Source organism: Blastomonas fulva, assembly GCF_003431825.1.
Lineage (GTDB): Bacteria > Pseudomonadota > Alphaproteobacteria > Sphingomonadales > Sphingomonadaceae > Blastomonas > Blastomonas fulva.
Genome location: NZ_CP020083.1, coordinates 2,087,714 through 2,113,747, shown reverse-complemented (window position 1 = coordinate 2,113,747; position 26,034 = coordinate 2,087,714). Strand labels below are relative to the sequence as shown.

The 26,034-nt window shown below is 64.3% G+C and carries 30 protein-coding genes and 1 tRNA gene; 16 read left to right on the top strand and 15 right to left on the bottom strand.

All coding sequences use genetic code 11. The annotated features are described in order from the left end of the window. Nucleotides 1-19: 19 nt before the first annotated feature. The 8 genes from grxD to leuC form a co-directional block, all read right to left on the bottom strand. Entirely contained in the window at nucleotides 20-352 is a 333-nt protein-coding gene (gene grxD, locus B5J99_RS09855; RefSeq protein ID WP_054133305.1) for a Grx4 family monothiol glutaredoxin, read from the bottom strand. 47 nt (nucleotides 353-399) lie between these two features. Then, entirely contained in the window at nucleotides 400-633 is a 234-nt protein-coding gene (locus B5J99_RS09850) for a BolA/IbaG family iron-sulfur metabolism protein (RefSeq protein WP_054133306.1), read from the bottom strand. A 3-nt stretch (nucleotides 634-636) separates the two neighbouring features. Beyond that, nucleotides 637-963 (bottom strand): DUF1476 domain-containing protein, encoded by a 327-nt coding sequence (locus B5J99_RS09845; RefSeq protein WP_054133307.1) that lies wholly within the window; start codon nucleotides 961-963, stop codon nucleotides 637-639. Between the two features lie 110 nt (nucleotides 964-1,073). After that, nucleotides 1,074-2,069 carry an NADPH:quinone oxidoreductase family protein gene (locus B5J99_RS09840; RefSeq protein WP_054133308.1) on the bottom strand — a complete coding sequence of 332 codons (996 nt, stop codon included), beginning with the start codon at nucleotides 2,067-2,069 and terminating at the stop codon, nucleotides 1,074-1,076. 115 nt (nucleotides 2,070-2,184) lie between these two features. Further along, nucleotides 2,185-2,778, bottom strand: a complete 594-nt coding sequence (gene leuD, locus B5J99_RS09835) for a 3-isopropylmalate dehydratase small subunit (protein WP_054133309.1) — start codon at nucleotides 2,776-2,778, stop codon at nucleotides 2,185-2,187. Next, on the bottom strand, nucleotides 2,765-2,950 hold the full coding sequence (locus B5J99_RS09830) for a hypothetical protein (RefSeq protein WP_054133310.1): 186 nt from the start codon (nucleotides 2,948-2,950) through the stop codon (nucleotides 2,765-2,767). The genes leuD and B5J99_RS09830 overlap by 14 nt, the downstream gene beginning before the upstream one ends. 5 nt (nucleotides 2,951-2,955) lie before the next feature. Beyond that, nucleotides 2,956-3,804 carry an N-acyl homoserine lactonase family protein gene (locus B5J99_RS09825; RefSeq protein ID WP_054133311.1) on the bottom strand — a complete coding sequence of 283 codons (849 nt, stop codon included), beginning with the start codon at nucleotides 3,802-3,804 and terminating at the stop codon, nucleotides 2,956-2,958. Between the two features lie 59 nt (nucleotides 3,805-3,863). Next, nucleotides 3,864-5,291: a 3-isopropylmalate dehydratase large subunit gene (gene leuC, locus B5J99_RS09820; RefSeq protein WP_117352308.1), complete on the bottom strand. Its 1,428-nt coding sequence runs from the start codon at nucleotides 5,289-5,291 to the stop codon at nucleotides 3,864-3,866. A gap of 144 nt (nucleotides 5,292-5,435) precedes the next feature. Between leuC and B5J99_RS09815 the strand changes: the two genes are divergently transcribed. Then, nucleotides 5,436-5,939: a sterol desaturase family protein gene (locus B5J99_RS09815; RefSeq protein ID WP_054133313.1), complete on the top strand. Its 504-nt coding sequence runs from the start codon at nucleotides 5,436-5,438 to the stop codon at nucleotides 5,937-5,939. A gap of 190 nt (nucleotides 5,940-6,129) precedes the next feature. Here the strand turns inward: B5J99_RS09815 and B5J99_RS09810 are convergent, their stop codons facing one another. From B5J99_RS09810 to B5J99_RS09790, 5 genes are all read right to left on the bottom strand, one after another. Next, nucleotides 6,130-7,299, bottom strand: a complete 1,170-nt coding sequence (locus B5J99_RS09810) for an acyl-CoA dehydrogenase family protein (RefSeq protein ID WP_117352307.1) — start codon at nucleotides 7,297-7,299, stop codon at nucleotides 6,130-6,132. Nucleotides 7,300-7,446: 147 nt separating this feature from the next. After that, a complete protein-coding gene (locus B5J99_RS09805; RefSeq protein ID WP_117352306.1) occupies nucleotides 7,447-8,613 on the bottom strand; it encodes an acyl-CoA dehydrogenase family protein in 1,167 nt (388 codons plus the stop codon). Between the two features lie 121 nt (nucleotides 8,614-8,734). Next, nucleotides 8,735-9,547 (bottom strand): enoyl-CoA hydratase/isomerase family protein, encoded by an 813-nt coding sequence (locus B5J99_RS09800; RefSeq protein WP_117352305.1) that lies wholly within the window; start codon nucleotides 9,545-9,547, stop codon nucleotides 8,735-8,737. Beyond that, nucleotides 9,547-10,569 carry an NADP-dependent oxidoreductase gene (locus B5J99_RS09795; RefSeq protein ID WP_069049456.1) on the bottom strand — a complete coding sequence of 341 codons (1,023 nt, stop codon included), beginning with the start codon at nucleotides 10,567-10,569 and terminating at the stop codon, nucleotides 9,547-9,549. Before B5J99_RS09795 ends, B5J99_RS09800 begins: the two co-directional genes overlap by 1 nt. 161 nt (nucleotides 10,570-10,730) lie before the next feature. Further along, nucleotides 10,731-11,237 (bottom strand): MarR family winged helix-turn-helix transcriptional regulator, encoded by a 507-nt coding sequence (locus B5J99_RS09790; protein WP_054133661.1) that lies wholly within the window; start codon nucleotides 11,235-11,237, stop codon nucleotides 10,731-10,733. A gap of 110 nt (nucleotides 11,238-11,347) precedes the next feature. Here B5J99_RS09790 and B5J99_RS09785 point away from each other — a divergent pair, with 110 nt between their 5' ends. The 5 genes from B5J99_RS09785 (at nucleotide 11,348) to B5J99_RS09765 (ending at nucleotide 14,511) form a co-directional block, all read left to right on the top strand. Further along, on the top strand, nucleotides 11,348-12,433 hold the full coding sequence (locus tag B5J99_RS09785; RefSeq protein WP_117352304.1) for a branched-chain amino acid aminotransferase: 1,086 nt from the start codon (nucleotides 11,348-11,350) through the stop codon (nucleotides 12,431-12,433). A 135-nt stretch (nucleotides 12,434-12,568) separates the two neighbouring features. Further along, nucleotides 12,569-12,643, top strand: a tRNA-Gln gene (locus B5J99_RS09780). A gap of 276 nt (nucleotides 12,644-12,919) precedes the next feature. Continuing rightward, the gene (locus B5J99_RS09775; protein WP_162892546.1) at nucleotides 12,920-13,183 is read left to right on the top strand and encodes a hypothetical protein; all 264 of its coding nucleotides are present in this window, start codon (nucleotides 12,920-12,922) and stop codon (nucleotides 13,181-13,183) included. A gap of 9 nt (nucleotides 13,184-13,192) precedes the next feature. Next, nucleotides 13,193-14,029, top strand: coding sequence for a helix-turn-helix domain-containing protein (locus B5J99_RS09770; protein ID WP_117352302.1), 837 nt, complete (start codon nucleotides 13,193-13,195; stop codon nucleotides 14,027-14,029). Between the two features lie 233 nt (nucleotides 14,030-14,262). After that, on the top strand, nucleotides 14,263-14,511 hold the full coding sequence (locus B5J99_RS09765; RefSeq protein ID WP_117352301.1) for a hypothetical protein: 249 nt from the start codon (nucleotides 14,263-14,265) through the stop codon (nucleotides 14,509-14,511). A gap of 48 nt (nucleotides 14,512-14,559) precedes the next feature. Here B5J99_RS09765 and B5J99_RS09760 read toward each other — a convergent pair whose 3' ends face one another. Both B5J99_RS09760 and B5J99_RS09755 read right to left on the bottom strand, forming a co-directional pair. Next, nucleotides 14,560-14,919, bottom strand: a complete 360-nt coding sequence (locus B5J99_RS09760) for a hypothetical protein (protein ID WP_117352300.1) — start codon at nucleotides 14,917-14,919, stop codon at nucleotides 14,560-14,562. 32 nt (nucleotides 14,920-14,951) lie between these two features. After that, nucleotides 14,952-15,272, bottom strand: coding sequence for a hypothetical protein (locus tag B5J99_RS09755; RefSeq protein ID WP_054133368.1), 321 nt, complete (start codon nucleotides 15,270-15,272; stop codon nucleotides 14,952-14,954). Between the two features lie 99 nt (nucleotides 15,273-15,371). Between B5J99_RS09755 and B5J99_RS09750 the strand changes: the two genes are divergently transcribed. The 10 genes from B5J99_RS09750 (at nucleotide 15,372) to B5J99_RS09705 (ending at nucleotide 26,017) form a co-directional block, all read left to right on the top strand. Continuing rightward, nucleotides 15,372-15,551 (top strand): hypothetical protein, encoded by a 180-nt coding sequence (locus B5J99_RS09750; protein WP_082382070.1) that lies wholly within the window; start codon nucleotides 15,372-15,374, stop codon nucleotides 15,549-15,551. Between the two features lie 2 nt (nucleotides 15,552-15,553). Then, nucleotides 15,554-15,841, top strand: a complete 288-nt coding sequence (locus B5J99_RS09745; RefSeq protein WP_117352299.1) for a UvrB/UvrC motif-containing protein — start codon at nucleotides 15,554-15,556, stop codon at nucleotides 15,839-15,841. Nucleotides 15,842-16,027: 186 nt separating this feature from the next. Beyond that, the gene (locus B5J99_RS09740; protein WP_425456393.1) at nucleotides 16,028-16,465 is read left to right on the top strand and encodes a FadR/GntR family transcriptional regulator; all 438 of its coding nucleotides are present in this window, start codon (nucleotides 16,028-16,030) and stop codon (nucleotides 16,463-16,465) included. 8 nt (nucleotides 16,466-16,473) lie between these two features. Continuing rightward, nucleotides 16,474-17,889 carry a glucuronate isomerase gene (gene uxaC / locus B5J99_RS09735; protein WP_211337810.1) on the top strand — a complete coding sequence of 472 codons (1,416 nt, stop codon included), beginning with the start codon at nucleotides 16,474-16,476 and terminating at the stop codon, nucleotides 17,887-17,889. Continuing rightward, nucleotides 17,886-19,298 (top strand): mannitol dehydrogenase family protein, encoded by a 1,413-nt coding sequence (locus tag B5J99_RS09730; RefSeq protein ID WP_245991587.1) that lies wholly within the window; start codon nucleotides 17,886-17,888, stop codon nucleotides 19,296-19,298. The genes uxaC and B5J99_RS09730 overlap by 4 nt, the downstream gene beginning before the upstream one ends. A 195-nt stretch (nucleotides 19,299-19,493) precedes the next feature. Continuing rightward, nucleotides 19,494-19,661, top strand: coding sequence for a YezD family protein (locus tag B5J99_RS09725; RefSeq protein ID WP_117353444.1), 168 nt, complete (start codon nucleotides 19,494-19,496; stop codon nucleotides 19,659-19,661). 149 nt (nucleotides 19,662-19,810) lie between these two features. After that, nucleotides 19,811-22,288, top strand: a complete 2,478-nt coding sequence (locus B5J99_RS09720) for a TonB-dependent receptor (RefSeq protein WP_117352298.1) — start codon at nucleotides 19,811-19,813, stop codon at nucleotides 22,286-22,288. A 137-nt stretch (nucleotides 22,289-22,425) separates the two neighbouring features. After that, entirely contained in the window at nucleotides 22,426-23,187 is a 762-nt protein-coding gene (locus B5J99_RS09715; protein ID WP_117352297.1) for a hypothetical protein, read from the top strand. 38 nt (nucleotides 23,188-23,225) lie between these two features. Then, complete coding sequence (locus B5J99_RS09710; RefSeq protein WP_117352296.1) at nucleotides 23,226-24,602, top strand: NAD-dependent succinate-semialdehyde dehydrogenase; 1,377 nt, start codon at nucleotides 23,226-23,228, stop codon at nucleotides 24,600-24,602. After that, complete coding sequence (locus B5J99_RS09705; RefSeq protein WP_117352295.1) at nucleotides 24,599-26,017, top strand: dihydrolipoyl dehydrogenase; 1,419 nt, start codon at nucleotides 24,599-24,601, stop codon at nucleotides 26,015-26,017. The genes B5J99_RS09710 and B5J99_RS09705 overlap by 4 nt, the downstream gene beginning before the upstream one ends. Nucleotides 26,018-26,034 lie beyond the last annotated feature (17 nt).

Below are 26,034 nucleotides of genomic sequence, written 5' to 3'. Positions count from 1 at the left end.
AAAGCAACGGTAAAGGTGCTCAGTTGGCCCCTACCAGGCCCTTTTCCTGCATCAGCGCCTGTAGTTCGCCGGCTTCGAACATTTCCATCATGATGTCCGATCCGCCGATGAACTCGCCCTTCACATAGAGCTGGGGGATGGTCGGCCAGTCGGAAAATTCCTTGATGCCCTGGCGGACTTCCATGTCCTGCAGCACGTCGACGCTTTCATAGTCGACGCCGAGATGGTCGAGGATGGCGATCGCTTTGCTGGAAAAGCCGCACTGCGGAAACAGCGGCGTGCCCTTCATGAACAGCAGGACGTCGTTGGCTTGAACGATCTCGGCGATGCGGGCCTGTGCGGTGTCGGTCATGGGTTCAGCTCCGTGGATATGCAGATGGTGCCAATATGGCCTGGCGTTTAGCTGGGGAGCGCCGTGGTCAGTTGCAAGGCGTGCAGTTCACCGCCCATGCGTCCGCCCAGCGCTGCATAGACCGCGCGCTGGCGGGCAATGCGGCTCATCGGGCGAAAGCTTTCGGCCACGACATGCGCGGCATAATGGTCGCCATCGCCCGCCAGATCGGTAATCGAAACCTCGGCGTCCGGGATACCGGCCTTGATCAGCGCCTCGATGTCGGCGGCAGCCATGGGCATGGTTCAGTTCGCCTCTTCGATGTACTGGCGGCGCGCCTCGACCATCTTGGCCTCGAGCGCGGCACGGACGCCCAGCTCGTCGATTTCAACGCCCGCCGAGACCAGATCGCCCAGCAGCTTGCGGATCACGTCCTCGTCACCGGCTTCCTCGAAATCGGCCTGGACGACCGACTTGGCGTAGGAATCGGTTTCGGCAGGCGTCAGGCCCATCTGCTCTGCCGCCCAGTTGCCCAGCAGGCGGTTGCGCCGCGCGGTGATGCGGAACTGCAGGTCTTCATCGGCTGCAAACTTGGCTTCGAACGCGCGTTCGCGGTCATTGAAAGTGGTCATTTCGGCCCCTTATTGTCGTGCAGAAGGTTGGTCATGCAGAATAGCCTAGCGCATACGCACAGCGCGCGTCGGCGGCAAGCGTCAAACCGCATGACCAGGGCGCAGATGCGTTACATCGTCACCACAAGCTTGCCGATCGCCTCGCGATTTTCAAGCCGGGCGATCGCCTCATGCGCGGTTTCGAAGCTGAAGGTTTCCGAAATGCGCGGGGAAATCTTGCCCGCCGCCCACAGGTCGAACAGCTCTGCGATGTTGGCGGCGTTGCGCTTGGGCTCGCGCGCGGCAAACGCGCCCCAGAACACACCGCAGACATCGCAGCTCTTGAGCAGCGTCAGGTTAAGCGGCAGCTTGGCGATCCCGGCGGGGAAGCCGACCACTAAGAAGCGGCCTTCCCAGGCCATCGCGCGCACCGCAGGCTCGCTGTAGTCGCCGCCGACCGCATCATAGACGATGTCCGCGCCATTGGGGCCGACCGCATCCTTGAACGCGTTCGCGAGCGCCTTGGACTGGTCCTTGTCGAACGGCTGTCGGCCATAGACCACCACTTCGTCCGCTCCGGATTCGCGTGCCGCCTGTGCCTTGGCCTCGCTCGAGACGCCTGCAACGACGCGTGCGCCATAGGCCTTGCCGAGTTCGACAGCCGCGAGGCCTACGCCGCCCGCCGCGCCCAGCACCAGCAGGGTATCACCCGGCTTGATGTGGCCGCGATCCTTGAGCGCGTGGATCGATGTGCCATAGGTCATCAGCAGCGATGCGCCCTGCTCGAAGCTGAACTGCTCGGGAAGCCTGTAGGCGCCCGCAGCCGCAACGACCTTCTTCTCGACAAGCCCGCCAAAGCCGGTGCCCGCGATCACCCGGTCGCCGACCGACCAGCCGGTGACGCCCTCGCCCACCGCCTCGACCACGCCTGCAATCTCGCTACCCGGCGCGAACGGGCGCTGGGGCTTGAGCTGGTACATGTCCTTGATGATCAGCGCGTCGGGGAAGTTGATCGAGCAGGCCTTGACCGCGACCAGCAGTTCACCGGGACCCGCGACGGGCGCGTCGACCTCGGTCATCTGGAGCGTTTCGGGTCCGCCAACGGCGGTCGACAAAAGGGCTTTCATATGAGGCTCTCTCCGTTTGTTATTGGTTTTCGTCACCCCCGCGAAGGCGGAGGTCCCGCTGTTCATGCGATCGTTGCGCCGAAGCGGGATTCCCGCGTTCGCGGGAATGACGATGTCAAGCTGCTACAGGCACCATCCAGGGGCGATCCGCGCTGACCTTCTTTTCATACGCGCTGATCGCATCCGCCTTGCCCAAAGTCAGCCCGATCTCGTCGAGCCCCTGCATCAGGCAGGTCTTGCGGAACGGGTCGATCTCGAAGCTGAACCTGTCCTGGAACGGCGTGGTCACGGTCTGGCTTTCCAGATCGATGTGGATGGTGTCGGTCTGGGCGACCTCCATCAGCCGATCGACAGCCTCCTGCGGCAGCACGACGGTGAGGATACCGTTCTTGAACGCGTTGCTCGAAAAGATGTCCGAAAAGCTGGGCGCGATCACCGCGGTGATGCCGAGGTCGATCAGCGCCCATGCGGCGTGCTCGCGGCTCGACCCGCAGCCGAAATTGTCGCCCGCAATCAGGATCGGCGCCCCGGCAAATTCGGGATCGTCGAAGATGTTGCCCGGCTCGGCACGGATCGATTCGAACGCGCCTGCGCCCAGCCCTTCGCGGCTGATCGTCTTGAGCCACTGCGAGGGGATGATGATGTCGGTATCGACGTTCTTGCGGCCAAACGGGATGGCCTTGCCCTCGACGCGATCAATCGGTTGCATGCGGGCCCTCGGTGGCTTCGGCGCCCGGCTCGTCAGGTTTTGCGGGGGTATCGGTCTTCGGCTTCGTGAACTGCTTGCCGACATACAGCAAAGCTGCTGCCAGCGCAGCGGAACCCACCGCCGCGCCCGCCATGGCGCTGTTAGACCAGCCGTCCTTCTTGTCCTTGCTCACTGCATTTACTCCGCCGCCTGGGGAAACGTCGGCAACTTGCCCACGTCTGCCGGCTCATGTTGAATGATCACTGTTGCCTTGAGATTGTCTGCCAGTTTCTTGAAACGGTCAAGCGATGCCAGAGTATCGGCGCGGTCGACATTGAAGGTCGGCACGCCGTTTGACGCGTAGTTCTCGCTGAAATGCGCGAGATCTCCGGTCAGCAGCACCGGGCCTTTTTCCTTGAGCCGCACCAGCAGGCCGCTGTGCCCCGGAGTGTGCCCGGGCAGCCGCAGCATGGTCACCGATCCATCGCCAAACACGTCCTTGTCGGTCGTCGCCTGCTCGACCTTGCCGCCGCCCGAAATCCAGTGCGCGAACGGCGCGGGGTTGGCGCCGTAAGAGGCAGGATCGGTGGTCAGCACCGTCCAGTCGCCCTTGCCGACGATCAGCGTGGCACTCGGGAAGTCCGCGACCTGCCCGCTGTGATCGAAGTGATAGTGGCTGAGGCCGACATATTTGATCCTCGCCGGATCGACTTTCAGCTGCGCGAGCTGCTCCTTGATCGTCAGCGTGACGGTCGCGTCCATCGCTTGGCTGTCGTCGAGCGGCTTGCCCTTCATCGCCGATGGCAGCCCCGTGTCCCACAGCAGATAATCGCTGCCATGGCGGATCAGGTAACAGCTGCTGGTCAGCCGCTTGGACTGGCCGGTGTAGGCCTTTGTGTCGGAAAAGGCGTTGAGATCATTTGCCGCGACCGTGCCGCAATCGAGCCGCCACAGCTGCACTTCAGGCTGCGGTGCCTGCGCCAACGCATGGGTGGAAAACACAAGAGCCAGTGCGGCTCCGGTGGCTGCGGTCAGTGTCTTGGCCATTTCATTCCCCTGCTGTCGTGCGCCCGGTCGCGCAGCGTTCAAATCCCCAGACCAAATCCCTAGACCAGTGTCCGCACATCGCTGAGCCGACCTGTCACCGCCGCTGCCGCCGCCATGGCGGGGCTGACCAGATGGGTGCGCGCGCCGGGGCCCTGGCGACCGACGAAGTTGCGGTTCGAGGTCGAGGCGCAGCGCTCGCCTGCGGGCACCTTGTCGGGGTTCATGCCGAGGCACGCCGAGCAGCCCGGCTCGCGCCACTCGAAGCCGGCGTCGATGAAGATGCGGTCCAGACCCTCTTCTTCGGCCTGGCGCTTGACCAGACCCGAGCCGGGCACGACCAGCGCGGACTTGATGCCAGGCGCATTGCGGCGACCCTTGAGCACGGCTGCGGCGGCGCGCAGATCCTCGATCCGGCTGTTGGTGCAGCTGCCGATGAAGATGTGCTCGACCGGCACTTCGCTGAGTGGCGTTCCCGCGGTCAGCCCCATATAGGCCAGCGACTTTTCCGCCGCCGCACGCTTCGACGGATCGGCAAAGCTTTCGGGATCGGGAACGTGCCCTGTGATCGGCACGACGTCCTCGGGGCTGGTGCCCCAGGTGACCGAAGGCGCGATTTCGGCAGCGTTGATCACCACGCTCTGGTCGAACACCGCGCCGTCATCGGTCCTGAGCGTCCGCCAATAGGCGACCGCCGCATCCCAATCGGCACCCTTCGGTGCCATCGGGCGGCCTTTGAGATAGGCGAAGGTCGCATCATCGGGCGCGATCAACCCGGCGCGCGCGCCCGCTTCGATCGACATGTTGGCGACCGTCAGCCGCCCCTCGATCGACATCTGCTCGAACACACGGCCACGATATTCGATGACATGGCCGGTGCCGCCGGCAGCGCCGATCTGGCCAATGATGTGCAGGATCAGGTCCTTGGGGCTGACGCCCGGGGGCAGATCGCCCTCGACGCAGATTTCCATCGATTTCGACCGCTTGAGCTGCAGCGTCTGAGTCGCCAGCACATGCTCGACCTCGGAGGTGCCGATACCGAACGCCAGCGCGCCCAGCGCACCGTGCGCCGCGGTATGGCTGTCGCCGCACACCATGGTGCAGCCGGGCAGCGTGAAGCCCTGTTCGGGGCCGATCACGTGGACGATCCCCTGCCGCACGTCGGTCGCATCGATATACGGAACGCCGAACGCAGGCGCATTGCGCTCGAGCGCCTCGAGCTGGGCGCGGCTTTCGGGATCGGCGATTGCGATGCGCTTGCCCGCTGCATCAACGCGCGGCGTGGTGGGCACGTTGTGATCGGGAACCGCAAGCGTCAGATCGGGCCTGCGCACCTTGCGCCCTGCCATGCGAAGCCCCTCGAACGCCTGCGGGCTGGTGACTTCATGGACAAGATGCCGGTCGATGAAGATGATCGCGGTGCCATCGTCGCGCTGGTCGACGACGTGCGCGTCCCATATTTTTTCATAGAGCGTCTTTGCTTGGGCCATCACCAGAAACCTTCGTATCTTGGGCGTTTGTGCCCGTCGCTTGGCAGATGCGCCGGGCCAAATCCAGCGCGTATTTGGTTGCGGCTGCAACCGCCTGCACGAGCCCTCTTCAAACCGGCGGCGATTGCGCCTATTCTTGTGACCATGCAGGCTCTTATCAATCTCGGCATCGTGATTGCCACCACCGCGTTCATGGAATTCGTCGCCTGGTGGAGCCACAAATATGTGATGCACGGCTGGGGCTGGGGCTGGCACCGCGACCATCACGAACCGCATGACAATGTGCTCGAGAAGAACGACCTCTATGCGATTGTCGGCTCGGCGATCTCGATCAGCCTGTTCGTCATCGGGGCATGGTTGTGGGAGCCGGCGACATGGATGGGCATCGGCGTGATGATCTATGGCGCGATCTACACGCTGATCCACGACGGCCTCGTCCACCAGCGCTATTTCCGCTGGGTACCCAAAAGCGGCTACGCCAAGCGCATCGTCCAGGCGCACAAATTGCACCACGCGACCATCGGCAAGGAAGGCGGGGTCAGCTTCGGCTTCGTGATCGCCGAGGACCCGGTCAAGCTGAAGCAGGAATTGAAGCGCCAGCGCGAGGCGGGGATCGCCGTAGTGCGGGAGTCTGCCGGGGCGTATTGAGCGGTTAGTTCGAAGAAGCGACGCCTCTCCACTCCCGCTTGCGGGAGGGGCAGGCCGGGTTTTCCGGGCCGGGGTGGGCCTGAACTGGCGTTGGCGCGGGCCCACCCCGGGCTTCGGCCACCCCTCCCGCAGGCGGGAGGGGAGAAAAGCTGGACCACACCGCGATCCCATCAAGGGAGAGGCGGAGAGATTACAGCATCCCCGTATCCGTCGGCAGCCCCAGCGCCACTCGCCCGACCAGCTCATACACGCTGCTCGCGGTCGCGATGTGTTGCGTCGCGACATGCGCATCGCGGAAGCGGCGCTGGAGCGAGCTCGTCAGATAGACCGCGCTGCCGCCTCCGATGGTGAACGCGGTCTTGGCGACATCGGCGGAGGTTTCGGTCGCATGGGTCGCTGCCAACCGCAGCTTGGCGCGTTCCTCGGGCAACAGTTCGCCGCGCGTCGTCGCGCCCTCCCAGCATTCGGCGATGCTCTCGCGGAAGAAGGCTTCCGCCGCCGACAATTTCGCCTCGGCGCGCATCAGGTCGGTCTGCACCACGGTGCGTTCGGCCATGGTGCGCTGGCCGCCCTGCGGCTTCTTGGCGCGGGCGAGCGCCTTGATCTCGTGCATCGCACCCGCCGCATTGCCCAAGGCCACCGAGGCGACCCCCATCGCGAGCAGCCCGAACACCGGGAACTGGTAGAGCGGCCCCTGCTCGACCGGCTTGTCGGCGATCAGCGAGACGCTGCGCGCCTTGGGGACGATCGCATCCCTGACCGCGATATCGCCCGAGCCGGTGCCTTTCATCCCCATCACATGCCAGGTGTCGAGCAGTTCGACTTCGTTTGCCGGGAAGATCATCATCCGGTGATACGGCGCGCCATTGTCGAAGCGCTGCAGCTCCCCGTCCTTGAACACCATCGCGCCGCCGCACAGCCAGTCGCAATTGGCGCTGCCCGATCCCCACTGCCAGCGACCGGTGACCTTGTAGTGATCGCCCATGTCGTCGGCGCGGCCCATCGGCGCAAACACCCCGCCGGTGATCGAGTGCGGATCGGCATAGACCTCGGCGGCGACATCATGCGGCAGATAGGCGGCGTTGATCGCAGTGGTCGCGCCGATCATCGCGCACCACCCGGTGCTGGCTTCAGCGCGGGCGATCGCATGCAGCACGCCCACCAGATCGAGCGGCGCCATCTCCAGACCGGCGAGGCTCTTGGGGCGGACCATGTTGAAGACCCCGGCGCGGGCAAGGCTCTGGGCAATGTCAGCAGGCAGTCGCCGCGCCTCCTCGATCTCGTCACCGCGCGCGGCGATGCCGGGCAGCAGCATCGCGACCACATGGCCCAGGGGATCGACGCTCTCGAGTGGCTTCATGAAAAAATCCCTATCCTATCCCACTGCCGTCATCCTGAACTTGTTTCAGGACCCATTTCTCGTGATCGACCATCCTGACCCGGACGTGGCATGGGCCCTGAAACAAGTTCAGGGTGACGAAGGAAAACACGCGTGCGCGCAGGTCCATCACAACCGCATCAAGCTCGCCAGATTGTTCTTCTGCATGTCGCTCGACCCGCCGACGATCGGCATGCCGAGCAGATCGCGGACGTGGCGTTCCATCTCATAGGCATCGCTGAGCGCATAGGAGCCCATCACCTGCTGGCAGATCAGCGCGATCTCGACGCCCATGTCGGCAACGAACAATTTGGCCATGCTGGTCTCGACCGAACACGGTCGCCCTTCATTGGCCAGCCATGCGGCGTGGTAGAGCATGTGCCGCGCCGCCTGCCATTTGGTCCGCGCGGTCACCAGCTTGTGGCGGATCGCCTGATGCTGGCTGATTGGTTTGCCGAACTGGACGCGCTCCTGCGCATAGCCCCAGGCCTCGTCGATCGCGGCGCGGGCGATGCCGAGCGCCACCGCGGAAATCTCGAGCTTCTCGACATCGAGCGCGCGGCCCGCGAGCAGCTTCCAGCCCTTGTTCCACATCGCCTCGCCCCCGACGATCGCGGATACCGGCAGCCGCACATTGTCGAAATACACGTCCTGGCTGTGGGTGTAGCGCAGGTTGACGTGCTCGATATCCTGCATCGTCACGCCGGCGGCCTTGGTCGGCACCAGCACGAACGACAGGTTCTTGTAGCGGTCTTCAGGCGGACCCGAGCGCACGAGGCAATAGATGTAATCCGCCCAGTCCGCGCCGGTGCACCAGCGCTTAGCTCCGTTGATCACGATATCGTCGCCCTCGCGCACCGCGCGGGTCTCGACGCTGGCAAGGTCGCCGCCGACATTGGGTTCGGACAGGCCATAAGCGAAGAACAGCTCGCCCTTGGCCAGCCTCGGCAGGAATTCGGCCTTCTGCTCGGGCGAGCCGTTTTCGCTGAGGTTCATGCCGCCGTAGAAGCTGGTGTGGATGAAGGGACCTGCGAGGCACGGGCCGCCTGCCGCCAACTCCTCGATCACCGCGATCGCCGCGACAAGGTCCTGCCCTGCCCCGCCGAACTCCTCCGGCACGGTGAGAGCCGTCAGACCCAACGCATTGAGTTTGCTGTAGACATCGCGCGGCCAGCGCGCCGCCTTGTCCCACGCCTGCCGCGCCTCGCGCGGGGCGTGCTCGGCAAGGAACCGCTGCAACGTCGCGCGCAGCGCGGAGACGTGATCGGGTTCGTCGGTGAAGGTTTGCAGGGTCATTCGCCTGTCCCCTCTCCGTCACCCTCGCGAAGGCGGGGGTCCCGCTTCCGCACGGCGGTGGAGCAATAAGGCGGGATTCCCGCGTTCGCGGGAATGACGAACAAGGTCACCAGCATCCCCCTCATTCCCCGGTCAAATTCGGAGCACGCTTCTCGGCCATCGCCGCGACCGCCTCGCGCCGGTCGCCGAGATAGTTCGAGACGCTCTCCCACCCGATCGCCGCATCCATCATCTGCGCGGCGAGTGCGCGCAAGGGTATGTTGGTCACCGTCTTGGTCCAGCGCACTGCCCATTTGGGGTTGCCCTGCAGCTTGGCGATGATTTCGCCCAGCTTGGCATCGAGTTGAGCCCCCGGCACAGCATGGTTGATCAGCCCCAGCGCCTTGGCTTCGGTCGCGGTCAGCATGTCGCCGGTCATCAGCAGTTCCTTGGCGCGGGCATAGCCGATCAGCTGCGGCCAGATCATCGCGCCGCCATCGCCCGCGACCAGCCCCACCTTGACGTGCGGATCGCCGATCAGTGCCCTCTCGTCGGCGACGATGATGTCGCACAGCAACGCGATCGTCGCCCCCAGCCCCGCCGCCGCACCGTTCAACCGGCACAGCAACGGCTTTTCCATCTCGAGCAGGCTGGTGACGATCCGCTTGGCATCCCAGGCAATCGCGCGGAAGCTCGCCGGGTCGTCGATCTGCTGCTGGAACCACGCAAAATCGCCGCCGGCGCAGAACGCGCGGCCCCTGGCGGTCAGCACGATGATGTCGCTTTCGCTGTCGCGCTGCAGGTCGGTGAACACCCGCGCCAGCTCGTCGTGCATCGGGCCATCGACCCCGTTGACCGGGTGGTCCGAAGTGATGATCGCGCGCAGCACCCGCCCGTCGCGTTCGAAGGTGAATCGGGTATAGACCTGGTCTTCGATGCGGAATTCGTGCGCCATCACGCGTCTCCCAGCCGGACCAGCCGCCGCCCGAAATTGGCGCCGGTAAACAACCCACAAAACGCTTGCGGAAGCTGGTCGAGCCCGTCGAACAGCTCCTCGCGGTACACGAGCTTGCCGTCGCGGATCATCCCGCCCATCTCGGCCTGCGCTGCGGCGAATTGCGGGATGTCATCGAACACCACCAGCCCGCGCATCGTCAGGCGCTTGGCGATGAATTCGGCGGTGTTGGTGATGCCGACGCGCTGGTCGTGCGGCACGCTGTAGTCTGCGACCTGCCCCGACACCACGATATGACCGTTTAACCGCATCAGCGGCAGCACGGTGTCGATCATCGCGTTGCCGACATTGTCGAACAACAGATCGACGCCCTTGGGCATCGCAGCGGCAATTGCGCCCGCGAGATCATCGGTGCCCTTGTAGTCGATAGCGGCATCGAACCCGCATTCACGGGTCAACCAGTCGCATTTGTCCTGCCCGCCTGCGATCCCGACCACGCTGGCAGCGCCCCAGGCCTTGGCCAGTTGCCCCGCTGTCGCGCCGACCACGCCTGCCGCCGACGTCACCAGCACATGCGCGCCCTCGCGCATGGCGCCGACGCGCTTCAGCCCGAACCAGCTGGTCATGCCGGGAATGCCGAGGATACCCAGCCATAAAGAGCGTGGCAGGCCGTTGTCAGGGAGCGGCATGATATAGCCGCGGCCATCGCCGATGCTGTGGCTCGCCCAGCCGCCGCCCGCGGTCACCCAGGTCCCGACCGGAAAACGCTCGTTGCGGCTCTCTGTCACCTGTCCCACCACGAACCCGTCGATGCGACCGCCCGGCGGGATCGGCGGCGCATAGCTCGCCCCGGTCGCCGACAGCCTAGACCGCACGCCGGGGTCAACCGAGACGATCCGGTGTTCGATCAGGAACTGATGCTCGCCCAGCGCGGGGATTTCGCTGTCGGCAAAGGTGAAGTCTTGCGGCTGCGGCAGGCCTGCAATCGGGGCTTTGAGCACGACGCTGCGCATGGTTGCCATTGGGGTGTCCGCTCCTGGTTTTTGCCTGATTTCCGCAAGAATTGCAGAAGCAGCGCAAGACGCAAAGCGGAAATGTCGGCGATTTCTTTGGCAAGCATGGCAATCGCCTATGCCCTAGCGTCATGCCCCCCGCGCTTGGCCCCAGCGCTGGGCCCCCCGCGTTAGCCGGGGCGCCGCTCGCTTCCCAGTTCGGCCAACAGCGCGCGGTCAGCCTCGGGCACCAGCCCTTCGAGCACGCGCCAGAAGCCGGTGACAGACTCCTGCCCTGCGCGCCGGTACGCCTGCGACAGCCGCGTGCGCAGCGCATCGAACAGCTCCGCTTCCAGCGTCGCGCCCGCCTGTGTCAGCCTCAGCAATTTCTGCCGGCGGTCGGTCTCGCCGCTGCGGGTCTCGATCAGGTTGCGGCGTTGCAGCTCGGTCAGCACCCGGCCCAGCGATTGCTTCGTGATCGCCAGCGCGCGCAGCAGCTGGCTCACCGTCAGATCGGGGTTGCGCGCAATGAAATACAGCGCGCGGTGGTGCGCCCGGCCCAGCCCCTGCTTGGCCAGCTGGTCGTCGATCGACTTGGTGAGCCGGGTATAGCCGAAGAACAGCAGCTCGACGCCGTGCCGGATTTCATCCTCGCGCAAAAACAGGGCGGATGCTGAAGGGGAAGATGGGACAGGCATGTTGACCTTGATTGCCAGCACGATTAGGTCTTGGCAAGCCCGTGTTGCAGCAAGGCCAGCGATCGGGACCAGACGACCACCCATAATCCTTGCAGTTTTCAGGGGATGACATGCTGCCCTTCGCCGTTGAGCCGACTTCAAACCCCACCCCCGCCGATGCGCGCGATGCGGCGCTCGCCGATCCGGGTTTCGGCAAATTGTTCACCGATCACATGGTGGTGGTGCACTATGACGAGGACAAGGGCGGCTGGCACGACGCGAAAGTGACCGCGCGCGCGCCGATCCCGATGGATCCGGCCTCGTCGGTGCTGCATTATGCGCAGGAAATCTTCGAGGGCATGAAGGCGTATCGGCTGAGCGATGGCAGCACCGCGCTGTTCCGCCCCGATGCCAACGCCCGGCGCTTCAACGAATCCGCAGCGCGCATGGCGATGCCCGCGGTGCCGCCCGAACTGTTCATCGAATCGGTCGAGCAATTGGTGCGGATCGACAGCGACTGGTTTCCCAAGGTCGATGGCGGCGCGCTGTATCTGCGCCCGTTCATGTTTGCGAGCGAAGTTTTCCTCGGCGTGCGCCCCGCGAAACAATATCTGTTCATTACCATCGCCTCGCCCGTCGGCGCCTATTTCAAGGGCGGCGTCGCCCCGGTGACGATCTGGGTGTCGCAGCATTACACCCGCGCCGCACCCGGCGGAACGGGCGCAGCCAAATGCGGCGGCAACTACGCTGCCAGCCTTGTCGCGCAGGCCGAAGCCACCGCGCAGGGTTGCGACCAGGTCGTGTTCCTCGATGCTGCCGAGCACAAATGGGTCGAGGAACTGGGCGGCATGAACCTGTTCTTCGTGTTCGAGGACGGCTCGATCATCACCCCGCCGCTGACCGGAACGATCCTGCCCGGCATCACCCGCAACTCGATAATCGAACTGGCGCGCGGCCAGGGCCTGACCGTGCGCGAGGAGCCCTATTCGATCGACCAGTGGCGCAGCGATGCCCAGAGCGGAAAGCTCCGCGAAACCTTCGCCTGCGGCACCGCGGCGGTGGTGACCCCGGTGGGAACGGTCAAATCACCGCAAGGCAGCTTCACCATCGGCGGCAACCAGTCGGGCCCGGTGACTGCGGCGCTGCGTTCGGCCTTGGTGTCGATCCAGCGCGGCGATGCCGCCGATCCGCACGGCTGGGTCCACCGCATCGGCTGATCGCGCGAGCACGCCTGCTGCCCTGCACCGCCAGCGCCACCAAAAAGGCGCTTGGCGGCCCGCGCCTTTTCCGTATATAGGCGCCTCCCGCGCTGCCCCGGCCCACACCGCCCGACAGCGCCGCGAGCACGGCATTGGGGTGTCGCCAAGTGGTAAGGCACCGGTTTTTGGTACCGGCATTCGCAGGTTCGAATCCTGCCACCCCAGCCACGTTCAGCTGCAAGCTATTGGAAAACAATGATTCGCCTTCTCGCTCCGCATTTGGCGCCCGCCAACTGTGTGACCCAAACTGTGACCTATCGTGTGTCGCAGGGTCGTACGAGTTGCATGAACCATGTCCAAGAAAGATACCAACTTCAGACGATTTCGCCGTCGCCTGGCGCGAACTGGAACGGGTCGAGGTCTTAACGATATGCATGACTGATGCTCGTTGATACCGGATCGGACAAATTTTCCCCGTTTGACACTCGCGGAGCCCTGGTCCGCTTGACCGACAAACCAACTGATTTGCCCAGCGGCAAACGACTGGCCATGAAGCTCGCCAAATCGGCCGCTGCATCCTTTGAGACCGCCCAACTGGCCGACACGCAGCCGGTGACGCGTCGCGCCTTTGGGTTTCAGATCGAAGGGCCGCTCCCGCGCAATAGCGTCTCTTGGCAGTCCAGAAAGGCGCACCGGCGTGACCATCCCAACGATCGCCCGCCGCTTCCCAAAAAAATCGTGCTGGACGCTCTTGCGGACCTGTGGTGAGCAAGGCGCATGTCCGCCCTGCCCCCGACGATCGTGACGCCTGCGATTGAGCCTGCCAAGCTCAACGCCAAGGAGCTCGAAATCCTGCGGTTGCTGGCCGAAGGGCATACCGTGAAATCAATCGCTGCAGGACTCAACCGCTCGGAAGCCTCGATCAACGAACGCCTGCGCGAAGCGCGGCGCAAGACCGAGGTAGGCAGCAGCCGCGAATTGGCCCGCTTGCTGGACGCCCAGAAAATCTGGGACAGGAAAATCGATCTGTCATCACAGTCACCCTCTACCGATAGCTCGGACAGGCCGCCGCACAGGCACGGCCCATGGTCGAAAGGAAAGATGATGATGCTGATTGCCCTACCCCTCGCCGCCGCCGGGCTGTTGATGACCTCGATTGGTGCGTTCGAAGATGTCGTGGCACCGGGTTCCGAGGCGGTGGTCCCCGCGGGCGCCTCGCCTCTGGTCGGCACCTGGTCGCTCGATGTGGCGCAAATCCCCTCCGCAGAACGCCCGCGTGCAGTCACCATCGCGTTCCGTGAGGCGACGGAGGGGCATTGGAACACACGGGTCGAGATCATCGCTCCGGATGGATCACGGATGACGGCCGAGTCCACCGCCCGTCTCGACGGCGTGGCGGTTCCCGTGACAGGGAATATGGGTTTCATCGACAGCATCTCGTTGCGCCAGCCCGAGCCCGCCACACTGGTGATGACGCTCGCAAGGGACGGCAAGCGGGTGTCGACACGTGTCTACACCTCGGCGAAGGACGCCCAGACGATGACCGAGACGATTGTCTGGGCCGCGGAAGGGATGCCCGACATTGTGACGACGACGTTCAACCGCACGAGCTGAGACGCAGAACGCCCGGGTCCACGGGCCGGGCGTTCTCATCTCCCGCTGTTCCGGGCCGTCAGAGCCGCGGGGGCTACCGTCTTCAAACCGGGTTCCCCTACTGGTTCGCAACCGCATACCCCTTGGTGACGGCACTGCCGCCGATGCGCAGCCGACGGCCCCCAGATTACATCTCGGATCAAGCAGCACGCCGCACAAAATGGATGCCTGCATGCCGTGTCGATGGTAGTTGCATGATAGCTTTCGCAGCTGAGGACCCCGCCATCACCGAAGAACGCAGTCAATCGCTAGACAGGCCGCAGCGGCGGTTGCTGCGCCGGATTTTCAACGGCCGCACCGTTCCCGTCTTCGTCGATGGGCGCCCTTTTCTGACCTACAAGGAGGCAAGCCGATACCTCCTCTCACTTGCGCATGACGACCGCCAGAAGGCCTTTCTGGACATGAGAAGCGGCGCGGCGATGGGATCCGTGATCGAGAAGTAGATCGTGCGGCCACGCAGACGCGTGCCATGATTCAGCCTGACGCCGGCTTCACTGAAAGCGCAGCGTGTTCTCGAACCCCTCATTTGCCCTGGTCATCTTGGCAAGTTTCCTGAGAATGGCTCGAACATATCGTTCGAAACGCCGATCGTCGTAGATGCCCGTGACCACATACTCATCCTGTGCCAGCAATTGCTTGAGACGATCGGCGAATGCGACCTGATCATCCTTGTCGGCAACCATCCTCAGGCTTCGGCACACCCATTCTTCAGCCGCTGCCTTGTCATAGTCGTCCCGAGCCTCATACCCCCGCCTGTCGGCCGCCGCCTGATCAAGACGCGCCGCATCGATGCGGCATTCGAGCCATTTGCGGACCTGTTCGCCGTTCCATGCTTTCGACAATATGCTCATCCTGTTTTCCTGCCCGGCAGGGCAGCCTCTGGCTAGTTGCCATCCGCATCGACCGTGAAAACCATCGGCTTTCCGCGAGACGCAGGGTCCCAGCCGGCATCCAGCGCTGCCTGAATTCCCCTTGATACAATCGCATCGCTGATCTGAAGGCGGCCTCGCTGCATTCCCTTCAGCAAGCGTTTCGGCGGGGGAAATTCCAGCAAGGCTTCGCGCTGGGTATGCTTCTGCAGCAAGGCAACCGTCACGCCTTTCCAGCCTTCGGAATCGCACCACTGCGGCTCGCTCCGCACCTCCCACTCATAATGAAGCCCGCCGACGTCGACGATACCGGAAAGTCTGTTGATGTTGGTCATGCTGCCACGCCTAGCAGGTCTGTGACCATTAACCATCGGGCAGGTGAGCGATTTCACGAAGTGCTCGCCGTTGGGCTCACGATCCACTAACCATCGTACATGGCAGAAAAATTCGAACGACATCGACAACCATGGACCAGCGCAGAGATTCAGAAACTCCACGCACTGGCAAAAAAGGGCATGCCGTTGAAGGCCATGGCCAAAGCGCTGACCCGTAGCGAGGAATCGGTGAAGGACCGCGCGAAGGCTGACGGATTACCCATCAAAAAGCTGAGATAGCGATGAGCGAAACATTACATGAGCTGCAGCTGAAAATGGATGCTGCGGCACGGGCACTGGACTTCGAGGAAGCAAAAAGATGCCGTTACAAGATCAGTCTGATACGCGGCGGCGCCACAGCTTCTGAAGCCGAGGAAGCCGATTTGCTGGGTGTGGAACGGCAGCAGCCGGGTGCTATGGGCTTGGGAACCAGCCAGCAGCGCGTGACGCCCCCTGAAGGCTGGAAGCCGCCGCCAAAGCCCGATCCGATGACATCCGGCAAAACCGCTCCCCGCAAACCACGCAGATGACACCATAGCGGGCAACCCATCATTATCTTGAGCAACCGGCCACAATTGGTAAGACACCTCCAAGAAGGAGTTTGTGATGGCACGACCCATAAGGAAGCGAGCCTTGAGCTGGCAGAAGGGCGCGAGCGGCTCTATCAGAAGCTCGCCTGGCAGCTTTTCGCGGAACTCGCGCCCGGGCGCCATGCCGTGGGCGACCGCTTGCCTGCGGAACGCGAGCTTTCCATCCAGTGCAACGTCAGCCGCCCTGCGGTGCGCGAGGCGATGATCGCGCTCGAGGTGCAGGGAATGATCGAGGTCCGCACCGGATCGGCGGGCTATGTCCGCTCCTTGCCGTCCGAAACCGATGCGCCAGGTTTTACCGTGACCGGATTCGAGCTGATGGAAGCGCGCCTGCTGCTCGCAAAAGCGCGCACAGCCAATATCCAGCCGGTGGTCGAGGAGCACCGCGCGATGCTGAATGCCCTGCGCGCGCGCGACCCCGCCGCAGCGCGCACCGCCATGCGCGGACACATGGCATCCGTCATCGACCATCTGCTGTTCGCGGCCGAGGAGGAGGCCGTCGAGGCCGGTCGCCGCAATGTCGCTACCACCCGCGAGCGCTCTGCGCGCGCCGTCAAGCTCTGAGGATTTCCATGCGCCCGCTTCACCTGCACCCCGACCGCCTGTTCCCCGCCGACCCCGAAGTCCGGGCCATCACCCGCAGGCTTTACGATCATGTCGCAACGCTGCCGATCATCAGCCCGCACGGGCATACCGATCCGCAATGGTTTGCCCAGAACGCGCCCTTCGCCAATGCCAGCGAACTGCTGCTGCAGCCCGATCACTATGTCTTCAGGATGCTCTATAGCCAAGGGGTGCCGCTCGAAGCTCTTGGGCTGACACCGGTGTCTGTCGATGCCGCCCGCGCGGTCGATCCGCGCGAGGCCTGGCGCATACTGGCGAGCCATTATCACCTGTTTCGCGGCACGCCTTCGCGCATGTGGCTCGACTGGGTGTTCGCCGAGGGCTTCGGGATTGACGTGCAGCTCACCGCCGAAACCTCCGATCTGTATTACGACCGCATCACCGGTGCGCTGGCTACACCCGAATTCCGCCCACGCGCCCTGTTCGAACGGTTCAATATCGAGGTGATCACCACTACCGAATCGCCGCTCGACACGCTCGATCATCACCGAACGATTGCCGACAGCAACTGGAACGGCCGGGTGCTGACGGCCTATCGTCCCGACCCGGTCGTCGACCCCGAATATGAAGGCTTTCGGGACAATCTGGCGCGCTTTGCCGAACTGACCGGAGAGGATACGTTCAGCTATGCCGGATATCTGGCCGCGCACCGCAAGCGCCGGGCGTTTTTCGCCAAGCATGGCGCGACATCGACCGACCATGGCCATCCGACGGCCCTGACGGCGGATCTGTCCCGGGCAGAGGCCGATGCGCTGTTCGCGCGCGTCATCCGCCCAGATGTCTCGCCGCAGGATGCCGAGCTTTTCCGCGCGCAGATGCTCACCGAAATGGCGGGCATGAGCGTCGAGGATGGTCTGGTCATGCAGATCCACCCCGGGGCGCTGCGCAACCACAACCCGCAGGTCTTCGCCCGTTTCGGCCGCGACAAGGGCGCCGACATGCCGATGCGCACCGACTATGTCCATGCGCTGCGCCCGCTGCTGGCGCGGCACGGCAACAACCCCGATCTCACCATCATCCTGTTTACGCTCGACGAGACGGTGTATGCGCGCGAGCTCGCCCCGCTCGCAGGGCACTATCCCGCGCTCAAGCTCGGCCCGGCCTGGTGGTTCCACGACAGCCCCGAAGGCATGCGCCGCTTCCGGCTGTCGATGACCGAGACCGCGGGCTTCTACAACACCGTCGGCTTCAACGACGACACCCGCGCCTTCCTCTCGATCCCCGCCCGGCATGATGTCGCCCGACGGGTCGACTGCGGTTTCCTTGCGACCCTGGTCGCCGAACACCGGATGGAGGAATGGGAAGCGGCAGAACTGGCACACGACCTCTCTTATGCGCTGGCGAAGAAGGCGTACCGGCTGTGAGGCTTTCACTCGAAACGCTGGACTCGCTCTCCCCGGCCGTTGCCCGCCCGGGCTATGACTTTGCACGCCAGCGGGCGGGCATCGTGCATTTCGGCATCGGCGCGTTCCATCGCGCGCACCAGGCGGTCTATACCGACGATGCCATGGCGGCGGGCGACGGCGACTGGCGGATCATCGGCGTGTCATTGCGCTCCGCCGATGTCGCCGAACAGCTCAATCCGCAGGACGGCCTGTTCACGCTGACCGAGAGGTCTTCGGACCGGACGGTCACGCGGCTCATCGGCAGTGTCGCGAGTGTCATTGTCGCGCCGCAGGATCCGCAGGCGGTGATCGAGGCGATCGCTTCGCCCGACACGCACATCATAAGCTTTACCGTGACCGAAAAGGGCTATGTCCGCCGCCCCGATGGATCGCTCGATCGCGCCAATCGCGCCATCGTGTCCGACGCCAGCGCAGCAGGGCCCCCTCAAACCATATATGGCTTCGTCGCAGCCGGCCTTGCGCGGCGCAAGGCAGCCGGGCTGCCGGGCCTGACGCTGCTGAGCTGCGACAATCTGGCCGACAACGGCGCGCGGCTGGCGCGGCTGATGAGCGACTATCTGACCGACACCGACCCTGCATTGGCCGAGTGGTTTGCCCGGACTTGCCGCTGCCCCGGCACGATGATCGACCGGATCGTGCCTGCGGTGATAGACGACGATCGGCAGCGTGTCGCAGCCTCGGTCGGTCTGGATGACCGCGGCGCGGTGATCACCGAACCGTTCAGCCAATGGGTGATCGAGGACGACTTTGCCGGGCCCCGCCCGCGCTGGGAGACGGTGGGCGCGCAGCTTGTCCCCAATGTCGGCCATTACGAGGCGGCCAAGCTGCGGATGCTCAATGGCGCGCACTCGGCCCTGGCGTATCTGGGTCTCGCCCGCGGTCATGAGTTTGTCCATCAGGCAATCGCCGATCCGGAACTTGCCGGGCTGATCGAGACGCTGATGCGGAGCGAGGCCGCTCCTACCCTGCCCCCGGATTCGGGCATCGACCTTGGCGCCTATGCCGATGCGCTGATCGCGCGTTTTGCCAACAGTGCGCTTGCCCACCGCCTGATCCAGATTGCGATGGATGGATCGCAGAAGATCCCGCAGCGCTGGCTCGAACCTTTGGCAATCAATCAGCAGGCGGGACGCAGCACGCCCGCCACATTGCAGGCGCTTGCCGCGTGGATACAGCATGTGTCTGGCGCTGCACGACCGGTCGACGACCCGATGGCCGCGCAGCTTGCCGATCTCTGGGCCAGCCATGGAGCAGACGGGATTGCAGCGGCGCTGTTCGGCACCGGCGGGGTGTTCCAAGCCAGCTGGACGCCATCGGCCGAGTCCGCGCAGGCATTGCAAGCCCATCTGGACGCTGCCCGCAACTGAGCGAGGAGGCTTTTGCCATCGCCGGGCGGGGATGCCTCAAGCATCGGATCGACATCTGAACGCAACGCATGGGCGCAATAGCGGTCGGGACAACAAAAACTATCTTGCCAACCAAAATGGTAGAGATTAGTCATGTCTCCGCGGGCCATGCTGCATGCAGCCGGTCCGCACCAGATTTCACAGGAGTTTCGCCCCATGCCTCCTAGCAAACCCGCGCGCGCCGATACCGGTCCGCAATTAGCAGTCCCGCTTTCCGCGATTGCCGAAGCCATCGCCAGACTGCGCTTCGGCGCGGTCGTGCTGACCGTGCATGACGGCAGGCTGGTGCAGATGGACGTGACCGAACGCCAGCGTTTCTCCTGACGGGCACACGCCGCGAATGCCGAGACCGGGACAACGGAACGGCATTTTCCTGAAGCCCCGACCCCCCATCCACCAACCACCAACCACCAACCAAATTGCCGTGCCGACCGGACAACCGGAAGCACTTCCACCCCTGGGAGTCCTGCCGAATGTCCATTACCCTTGCCGCGCGCGCGTCTGTTGTCGCGCTTGCCGTCGCACTAGCGTCACAGTCGCCAGTGCTCGCCTCTGATCGCGATGTCGCCGAAGCCCCGGGCGATACAGCAGACGCCGAGGCCGAACAGCAGCCCGAAACCGTCATCATCGTCTCGGCCCGCCGCCGCGAGGAATCCTCGCAGGACGTGCCGATCGCCTTGTCGGTGGTTGATGTGACCACGCTCGACAACACCGGAAGCTTCAATGTCAGCCGCCTGACGCAGCTTCAGCCCAGCCTGCAGTTCTATTCCTCCAACCCGCGCAACTCGGCGATCAACATCCGCGGTCTGGGCGCGCCATTCGGCCTGACCAATGATGGCATCGAGCAGGGCGTCGGCATCTATATCGATGATGTCTTCGTCGGCCGGGTCGCGGTGGCGACGCTCGACTTCCTCGACATCGCGCAGGTCGAGACACTGCGCGGGCCGCAGGGCACGCTCTACGGCAAGAACACCACCGCCGGCGCGATCAACATCACCTCGAAGGAACCGAGCTTCGATTTCGAAGGCCGCGCCGAGGTCACCGCGGGCAATCTCGAGTTCCGCCAGGCCAAGGCATCGGTGTCCGGTCCGCTGTCGAGTACTCTGGCGGTCCGCTTCGGAGTTGCGACCACCGACCGGCGCGGCACGATCTTCAACGTCGCCACCGGCACGCACGTCAATGAGCTCAACAATCTGGGGCTTCGCGGCTCGCTGCTGTGGAAGCCGAGCGATTCCCTCAGGGTGACACTTGCAGGCGACTACAACCGCCAGAACCCGGAATGCTGCGCGCAGATCTATGCGCGCTACGGCAGCACCCAGCGCCCGGCCAACCGCCAGTTCCCCGCGCTGTCGGCCGCGTTCGGCTATGCCCCGCCCAGCCTCGATGCCTTCGACCGGGTGACCGATGTCGATGCCGAATTGAGCGCCAGGAGCATTCTGGGTGGAGCATCGCTCAAAATCGAATGGGATGTCGGCCCTGGCACTCTGACCTCGGTCAGCGCTTGGCGCTTCTGGGACTGGACCCCGTCGAACGACCGCGACTTCACCGGCCTGCCGATCACGCTCAAGGTCAACAACCCCTCGCAGCAGGAGCAGTTCACACAGGAGGTGCGCTATGCCGGATCGCTAGGCGACCGCATCGATTTTGTCGCAGGCGTGTTCGGCTTCTACCAGACCATCGACACCCAGGGGATCCAGGAACAGGGCACCGCCGCCAGCCGCTGGCTGCTTGCGCCCACCAGCGCGCTCGCGGGCAACCCGGCCGTGCTCAACGGGTTGGTCGCCAACAACACCATCGGATTCAAGAACACCAGCGTTGCCGCGTTCGGTCAGCTCAGCTGGAAGGTCACCGATGATCTCACGATCCAGCCGGGTGTCAGGATCAATTACGACAAGAAGACCGGGTCCTATGACTCGGTGGTCACAGGCACAGCCTCGAACGGCACTCGCCAGCTGGTCAGCTTCAACGGGCCATTCGCCAACGATCCGTGGATTGTCGCACAGCGCGGGGTGCTGGCGCCGCAGTTCTTCGAGCCCGAGTTCTCCGACTGGAACCTGTCCTATGACCTGACGCTGTCCTACCGGATCGCCCCCGATATCCGCGCCTACGCGACCTATGCCAGGGCCTTCAAGACCGGCGGCATCAACCTTTCGGGCGTTCCCAACGACGCGGCGGGCAATCCGCTGCTCGCGGCAGGTTCGGTGAAACCCGAGAAGGTCGACCATTTCGAGGTCGGCCTGAAAACCCAGTTCTGGGACCGCCGCGCGACGCTCAACCTCGCGGGCTTCTGGACCGAGATCCGCGATTATCAGGCGACGGTCAACAACGGCCAATTGGGCGTGCTGCGCGGCTATCTCGCCAATGCGGGCAAGGTGCGGGTGCGCGGGATCGAGGCGGATTTCAGCGTGCGTCCGACGGATCGGTTCAACGCCTATGTCAGCGGCGCCTATACCGATCACGAATATGTCCGTTTCGTCGATGCACCATGCCCGCCCGAGCTCGCGGGCGGCACCACGGTGACCGGTACGCAGGTGCCCGGAGCGCCAGGCGTCCCCGGCGCGCTGAGCCCGGCAAACTGCGACATTTCGGGCCAGTGGCTGCCCGGCATCTCGAACTGGGCGTTCTCTTACGGCTTCGAGTACAACGAACCGGTGTCGGTCTTCGGGCTCGACGGCTTTGCCTATGCCGGGTTTGACGGCAACTATCGCTCGAAATTCTCCTCCAACCCTTCGCGCTCGATCTACACCGACATCAATGGCTATGCGCTCAGCAACTTCCGGCTGGGCTATCGCACCGATGACGGGCTCAATCTCTTCGCCTGGGTGCGCAACGCCTTCGACGTCGAATATTTCGAGCAGCTCGCGGCCAACACCGGCGGCAATACCGGGCTGATCGCCGGACAGCCGGGCGACCCGCGCACCTATGGCCTCACTATCGCCTCGAGCTTCTAGGCGCGCCGACCCGCACGTCGGGCCCGGCACGAATCCTGGTCCCGGCAAATCCCGGCAAAAGCGCCGGGTCCGGAACCGGGGCGGGCCAGACTCGTAACAGTCCTTGCATGCGTTGGGCAGCAAGGATTGGAGCGCCAGTGAACCGGCTACATGACGATTACTGGAATTTCCGCGGCTCGTTCAAGATCGCCAAGCTGATCGATATCGGAACCCATATGTCGCTGGTCCGCCGGGCCAGCGGGCGGTTTGTGGCGCTCGACAGCTATGCGCTGGATGACGCGGATCGCGCCCAGCTGATCGAGGTAACCGATGGAGGGCGGCTGGTCGATGCGATCATCAATGTCCACCCGTTCCACACGCTGCACTGTACCGCGCTGATCGATGCGTTGCCGGGCGCACGGCTGATCGGAACGCGGCGGCACCTCGCGCAGTTGCCCGATCTCCCTTGGGATCAGGCGGTGATCGAGGACGCCGCCACCCAGGCGGAATTTGCGAGCGACCTGGAGTTCTCGATCCCGCAGGGCGTCGACTTCATCAGTGCCGACGAAAAGGTGCATGTCGCCTCGGTCCTGGTGCGCCACCGCGCCAGCCGGATCGTCCATGTCGACGACACGATCAACGTGCTTCAACCCCCCGGCATCCTGAGCGCGGTGCTGCCCGAAGCCAAGCTGCGCTTTCACCCGATGCTCGCCAAGGCGCTGCAGAAGCGCAGCGGTGCCGCCGATGACTACGCCGGCTGGGCGCGCGAGCGCGCGCAAAGCTGGGCCGATACACCAGTCGTGTGCGCGGCGCACTCGGCGGTACGCCAGCTGCCCCCCGGCGGCTGGGAAAACGAATTCCTCGGCGCGCTGAAGGATGTCGAGAAAACGCTCGACAGCCACCGCGCCACCTACGGCTGACCCGGCCGTACCACCCCCGTCCATTGGAGACCAAAACTATGAGCGAACGCAGTTTCGAGACGATCAACCCTTTGACCGAAGAGCCGATCGAGACCTACACCTACATGACCGACGCGCAGGCGAACGACGTGATCGAAGCGTGTCACAGCGCCTTTCTCGACTGGCGGATGCAGAGCCTGCAAGAGCGCGCCAGGGTGATCGGCCGTATTGGCGATGAATTGCGCGCGTCGAAAGACGAATTCGCGCAGTTGATGACAGACGAGGTCGGCAAGTTGCTGCGCGACAGCCTGCAGGAAGTCGACCTGGTCGCATCGATCTGCGAATACACCGCCAAGCAGGGCCCCGAAGCGCTCGCCGACCAGAAGCGACAGGTCCAGAATGGCGAAGGCTATGTTACCCATGCCCCGCTGGGCGTCATCTACGGCATCCAGCCCTGGAACTTCCCCGCCTATCAGGCGGTGCGCTATTCGATTGCCAGCCTGATGGCGGGCAACGGCGTGCTGCTCAAGCATGCTGAAAGCTCCACCGGCAGCGGATTGTTCCTGCGTGATGTGTATGAGCGCGCAGGGCTGCCCAAGGGTCTGTTCGGCGTGCTGGTGATCGATCATGACCAGTCGGACCGTGTCATCGAACACAAGCGTGTGCGCGGCGTGACGCTGACCGGCAGCGACAAGGCCGGCCGCGCGGTCGGAGCCAAGGCAGCGTCGGTGGTCAAGAAGACCGTCCTCGAGCTCGGTTCGAACGACGCTTACATGGTGCTCGACGATGCCGACATCGATCTTGCGATCAAGACCTGCGTGCAGGGCCGCATCTACAACAACGGCCAGACCTGCGTGAACGCCAAGCGCTTCATCGTCACCGACGCCAATTACGACGCGTTCGTGAAGGGCTATGTCCAGCAGTTCGAAGCGCTGAAGATGGGCGATCCGACTGCCGAAGACACCCAGCTTGGCCCGCTGGTCTCGAAGCGCCAGCGCGACTCGCTGCACGATCAGGTCGAAAAGAGCGTCGCCAAGGGTGCGCGCGTGCTGACCGGTGGCGAGATTCCCGATCGCAAGGGCTGGTTCTATCCCGCCACGGTGCTGGTCGATGTCGAACCCGGCCAGCCTGCTTATGACGACGAGCTGTTCGGCCCCGCCGCATCGATCATCCGCGCCAAGGACGACGAGGACGCGATGCGCATCGCCAATGACAGCCGCTATGGCCTGGGCGGCGGAATCTTTTCGCGCGACACCGAGCGGGCGAAGGAGCTGGCTGCCAGGCATTTCGATACCGGCATGGTGTTCATCAACAACTTCAACGTCGCTTCGCCCGACATGCCGTTCGGCGGGGTGAAGGATTCGGGCTATGGCCGCGAGCATGGCGATGAGGGCTTCAAAGAGTTCGTCAACGCCAAGGCCATCCTGGTTGCATGAGCGAGCAGGACAGACTGCGCTGTGACGTCGTGGTGATCGGGGCCGGCACTGCCGGCCTCGCCGCCGAAAGGGCTGCGCGCGCCAATGGCGTATCGACGCTTCTGATCGACCCGGACTTCAGCGGGACGACCTGCGCCAATGTCGGGTGCATGCCGTCGAAACTGCTGATCGCGGCAGCCAAGGCACGCCACGCGGTTGATCGCGCCAGCCAGTTCGGCATCGATGTCGGTGAGGTCAGCGTCGATGGCGCAACGGTGATGAAGCGGGTGCGCAAGGAGCGCGACCGCTTCGCGGCATCGACGCAAAAGTCGATCGAGAAAATCCCTGACGCTATCCGCATCAGGGGGCGGGCTAGGTTCACCGCACCCGGCAAATTGCAGTTGGACGATGGCCGGTCGATCGAGGCGCGGACGATCGTCATCGCGACAGGCTCGCGCCCTGCTCTGCCCGATGCGTTTGCCGCGCTGGGAGACCGTGCGCTGACCAACGAGACCGTATTCGAGCTCAAGGCTCTGCCAACGCGGCTCGCGGTGATCGGATCAGGTGCGATCGGACTGGAAATGGCGCAGGCCTTCGCCCGGCTGGGGGTCAAGGTCGCGCTGTTCGACAAGTCCGAAACCATGGCGAAGCTGCGCTGCCCGCGCGTGCACGAGGCGCTCAAAGCGATCATCGCGCGCGATATCGATCTGCACCTGGGTGTCGATGCCACGCCTGAACCGGCCAAGGACGGCGTCACCATGCGCTGGAGCGGCAAGAGCAAGGGCAAGGCGGTGTTCGACCATGTGCTGGTCGCGGTGGGCCGCCCGCCGGTGTTCGACGGGCTGGCCATCGACAAAGCCGGGCTCGATCTTGATGACAAGGGCGTGCCGTGTCACGACCGCGCGACGATGCGCTGCGGCGACAGCAACGTCTTCCTCGCAGGCGATGTCGCTGCCGATCTGCCCCTTCTGCATGAAGCATCGCATGATGGCGCGATTGCGGGACGCAACGCGGCGGCCTATCCGGCGCCGGTCCCGACCGATCGCTATGTGCCGTTCAGCATCACCTTCACCGATCCGCAGGTCGTGACCATCGGAAAGGCGGAGGAGGATGGCGCGGTGAGCGGCACCGCCGACTTTACCGATCAGGGCCGCGCGCGGGTGGAGGCGCGCAACGAAGGCGCTCTCACCCTGTACGCAGCCGCACCCGACGGTGTGCTGATCGGCGCGGATCTGGTTGCCCCGGCGGGGGAGCATCTGGGCCATTTGCTGGCGTGGGCAATCCAGCAGAAGATGACCGCGACGCAGGTGCTCGAGATGCCTTTCTATCACCCGACGATCGAGGAAGGGCTCAAACAGGCGCTGCGTACCGTTTGCGCCGCGACGCCGATCAATATTCCGGAAAATCAGGACGCTGGTTCGCCGGCTGGGGCATAGCGCCAGCGGCGCCCGGC

Excerpts from the sequence above, each read along its gene's own strand:
- grxD (WP_054133305.1), bottom strand. The coding sequence starts at position 352 with ATGACCGACACCGCACAGGCCCGCATCGCCGAGATCGTTCAAGCCAAC.
- B5J99_RS09850 (WP_054133306.1), bottom strand. The coding sequence starts at position 633 with ATGCCCATGGCTGCCGCCGACATCGAGGCGCTGATCAAGGCCGGTATC.
- B5J99_RS09845 (WP_054133307.1), bottom strand. The coding sequence starts at position 963 with ATGACCACTTTCAATGACCGCGAACGCGCGTTCGAAGCCAAGTTTGCA.
- B5J99_RS09840 (WP_054133308.1), bottom strand. The coding sequence starts at position 2,069 with ATGAAAGCCCTTTTGTCGACCGCCGTTGGCGGACCCGAAACGCTCCAG.
- leuD (WP_054133309.1), bottom strand. The coding sequence starts at position 2,778 with ATGCAACCGATTGATCGCGTCGAGGGCAAGGCCATCCCGTTTGGCCGC.
- B5J99_RS09825 (WP_054133311.1), bottom strand. The coding sequence starts at position 3,804 with ATGGCCAAGACACTGACCGCAGCCACCGGAGCCGCACTGGCTCTTGTG.
- leuC (WP_117352308.1), bottom strand. The coding sequence starts at position 5,291 with ATGGCCCAAGCAAAGACGCTCTATGAAAAAATATGGGACGCGCACGTC.
- B5J99_RS09815 (WP_054133313.1), top strand. The coding sequence starts at position 5,436 with ATGCAGGCTCTTATCAATCTCGGCATCGTGATTGCCACCACCGCGTTC.
- B5J99_RS09810 (WP_117352307.1), bottom strand. The coding sequence starts at position 7,299 with ATGAAGCCACTCGAGAGCGTCGATCCCCTGGGCCATGTGGTCGCGATG.
- B5J99_RS09805 (WP_117352306.1), bottom strand. The coding sequence starts at position 8,613 with ATGACCCTGCAAACCTTCACCGACGAACCCGATCACGTCTCCGCGCTG.
- B5J99_RS09800 (WP_117352305.1), bottom strand. The coding sequence starts at position 9,547 with ATGGCGCACGAATTCCGCATCGAAGACCAGGTCTATACCCGATTCACC.
- B5J99_RS09795 (WP_069049456.1), bottom strand. The coding sequence starts at position 10,569 with ATGGCAACCATGCGCAGCGTCGTGCTCAAAGCCCCGATTGCAGGCCTG.
- B5J99_RS09790 (WP_054133661.1), bottom strand. The coding sequence starts at position 11,237 with ATGCCTGTCCCATCTTCCCCTTCAGCATCCGCCCTGTTTTTGCGCGAG.
- B5J99_RS09785 (WP_117352304.1), top strand. The coding sequence starts at position 11,348 with ATGCTGCCCTTCGCCGTTGAGCCGACTTCAAACCCCACCCCCGCCGAT.
- B5J99_RS09770 (WP_117352302.1), top strand. The coding sequence starts at position 13,193 with ATGTCCGCCCTGCCCCCGACGATCGTGACGCCTGCGATTGAGCCTGCC.
- B5J99_RS09765 (WP_117352301.1), top strand. The coding sequence starts at position 14,263 with ATGATAGCTTTCGCAGCTGAGGACCCCGCCATCACCGAAGAACGCAGT.
- B5J99_RS09760 (WP_117352300.1), bottom strand. The coding sequence starts at position 14,919 with ATGAGCATATTGTCGAAAGCATGGAACGGCGAACAGGTCCGCAAATGG.
- B5J99_RS09755 (WP_054133368.1), bottom strand. The coding sequence starts at position 15,272 with ATGACCAACATCAACAGACTTTCCGGTATCGTCGACGTCGGCGGGCTT.
- B5J99_RS09750 (WP_082382070.1), top strand. The coding sequence starts at position 15,372 with ATGGCAGAAAAATTCGAACGACATCGACAACCATGGACCAGCGCAGAG.
- B5J99_RS09745 (WP_117352299.1), top strand. The coding sequence starts at position 15,554 with ATGAGCGAAACATTACATGAGCTGCAGCTGAAAATGGATGCTGCGGCA.
- uxaC (WP_211337810.1), top strand. The coding sequence starts at position 16,474 with ATGCGCCCGCTTCACCTGCACCCCGACCGCCTGTTCCCCGCCGACCCC.
- B5J99_RS09725 (WP_117353444.1), top strand. The coding sequence starts at position 19,494 with ATGCCTCCTAGCAAACCCGCGCGCGCCGATACCGGTCCGCAATTAGCA.
- B5J99_RS09720 (WP_117352298.1), top strand. The coding sequence starts at position 19,811 with ATGTCCATTACCCTTGCCGCGCGCGCGTCTGTTGTCGCGCTTGCCGTC.
- B5J99_RS09710 (WP_117352296.1), top strand. The coding sequence starts at position 23,226 with ATGAGCGAACGCAGTTTCGAGACGATCAACCCTTTGACCGAAGAGCCG.
- B5J99_RS09705 (WP_117352295.1), top strand. The coding sequence starts at position 24,599 with ATGAGCGAGCAGGACAGACTGCGCTGTGACGTCGTGGTGATCGGGGCC.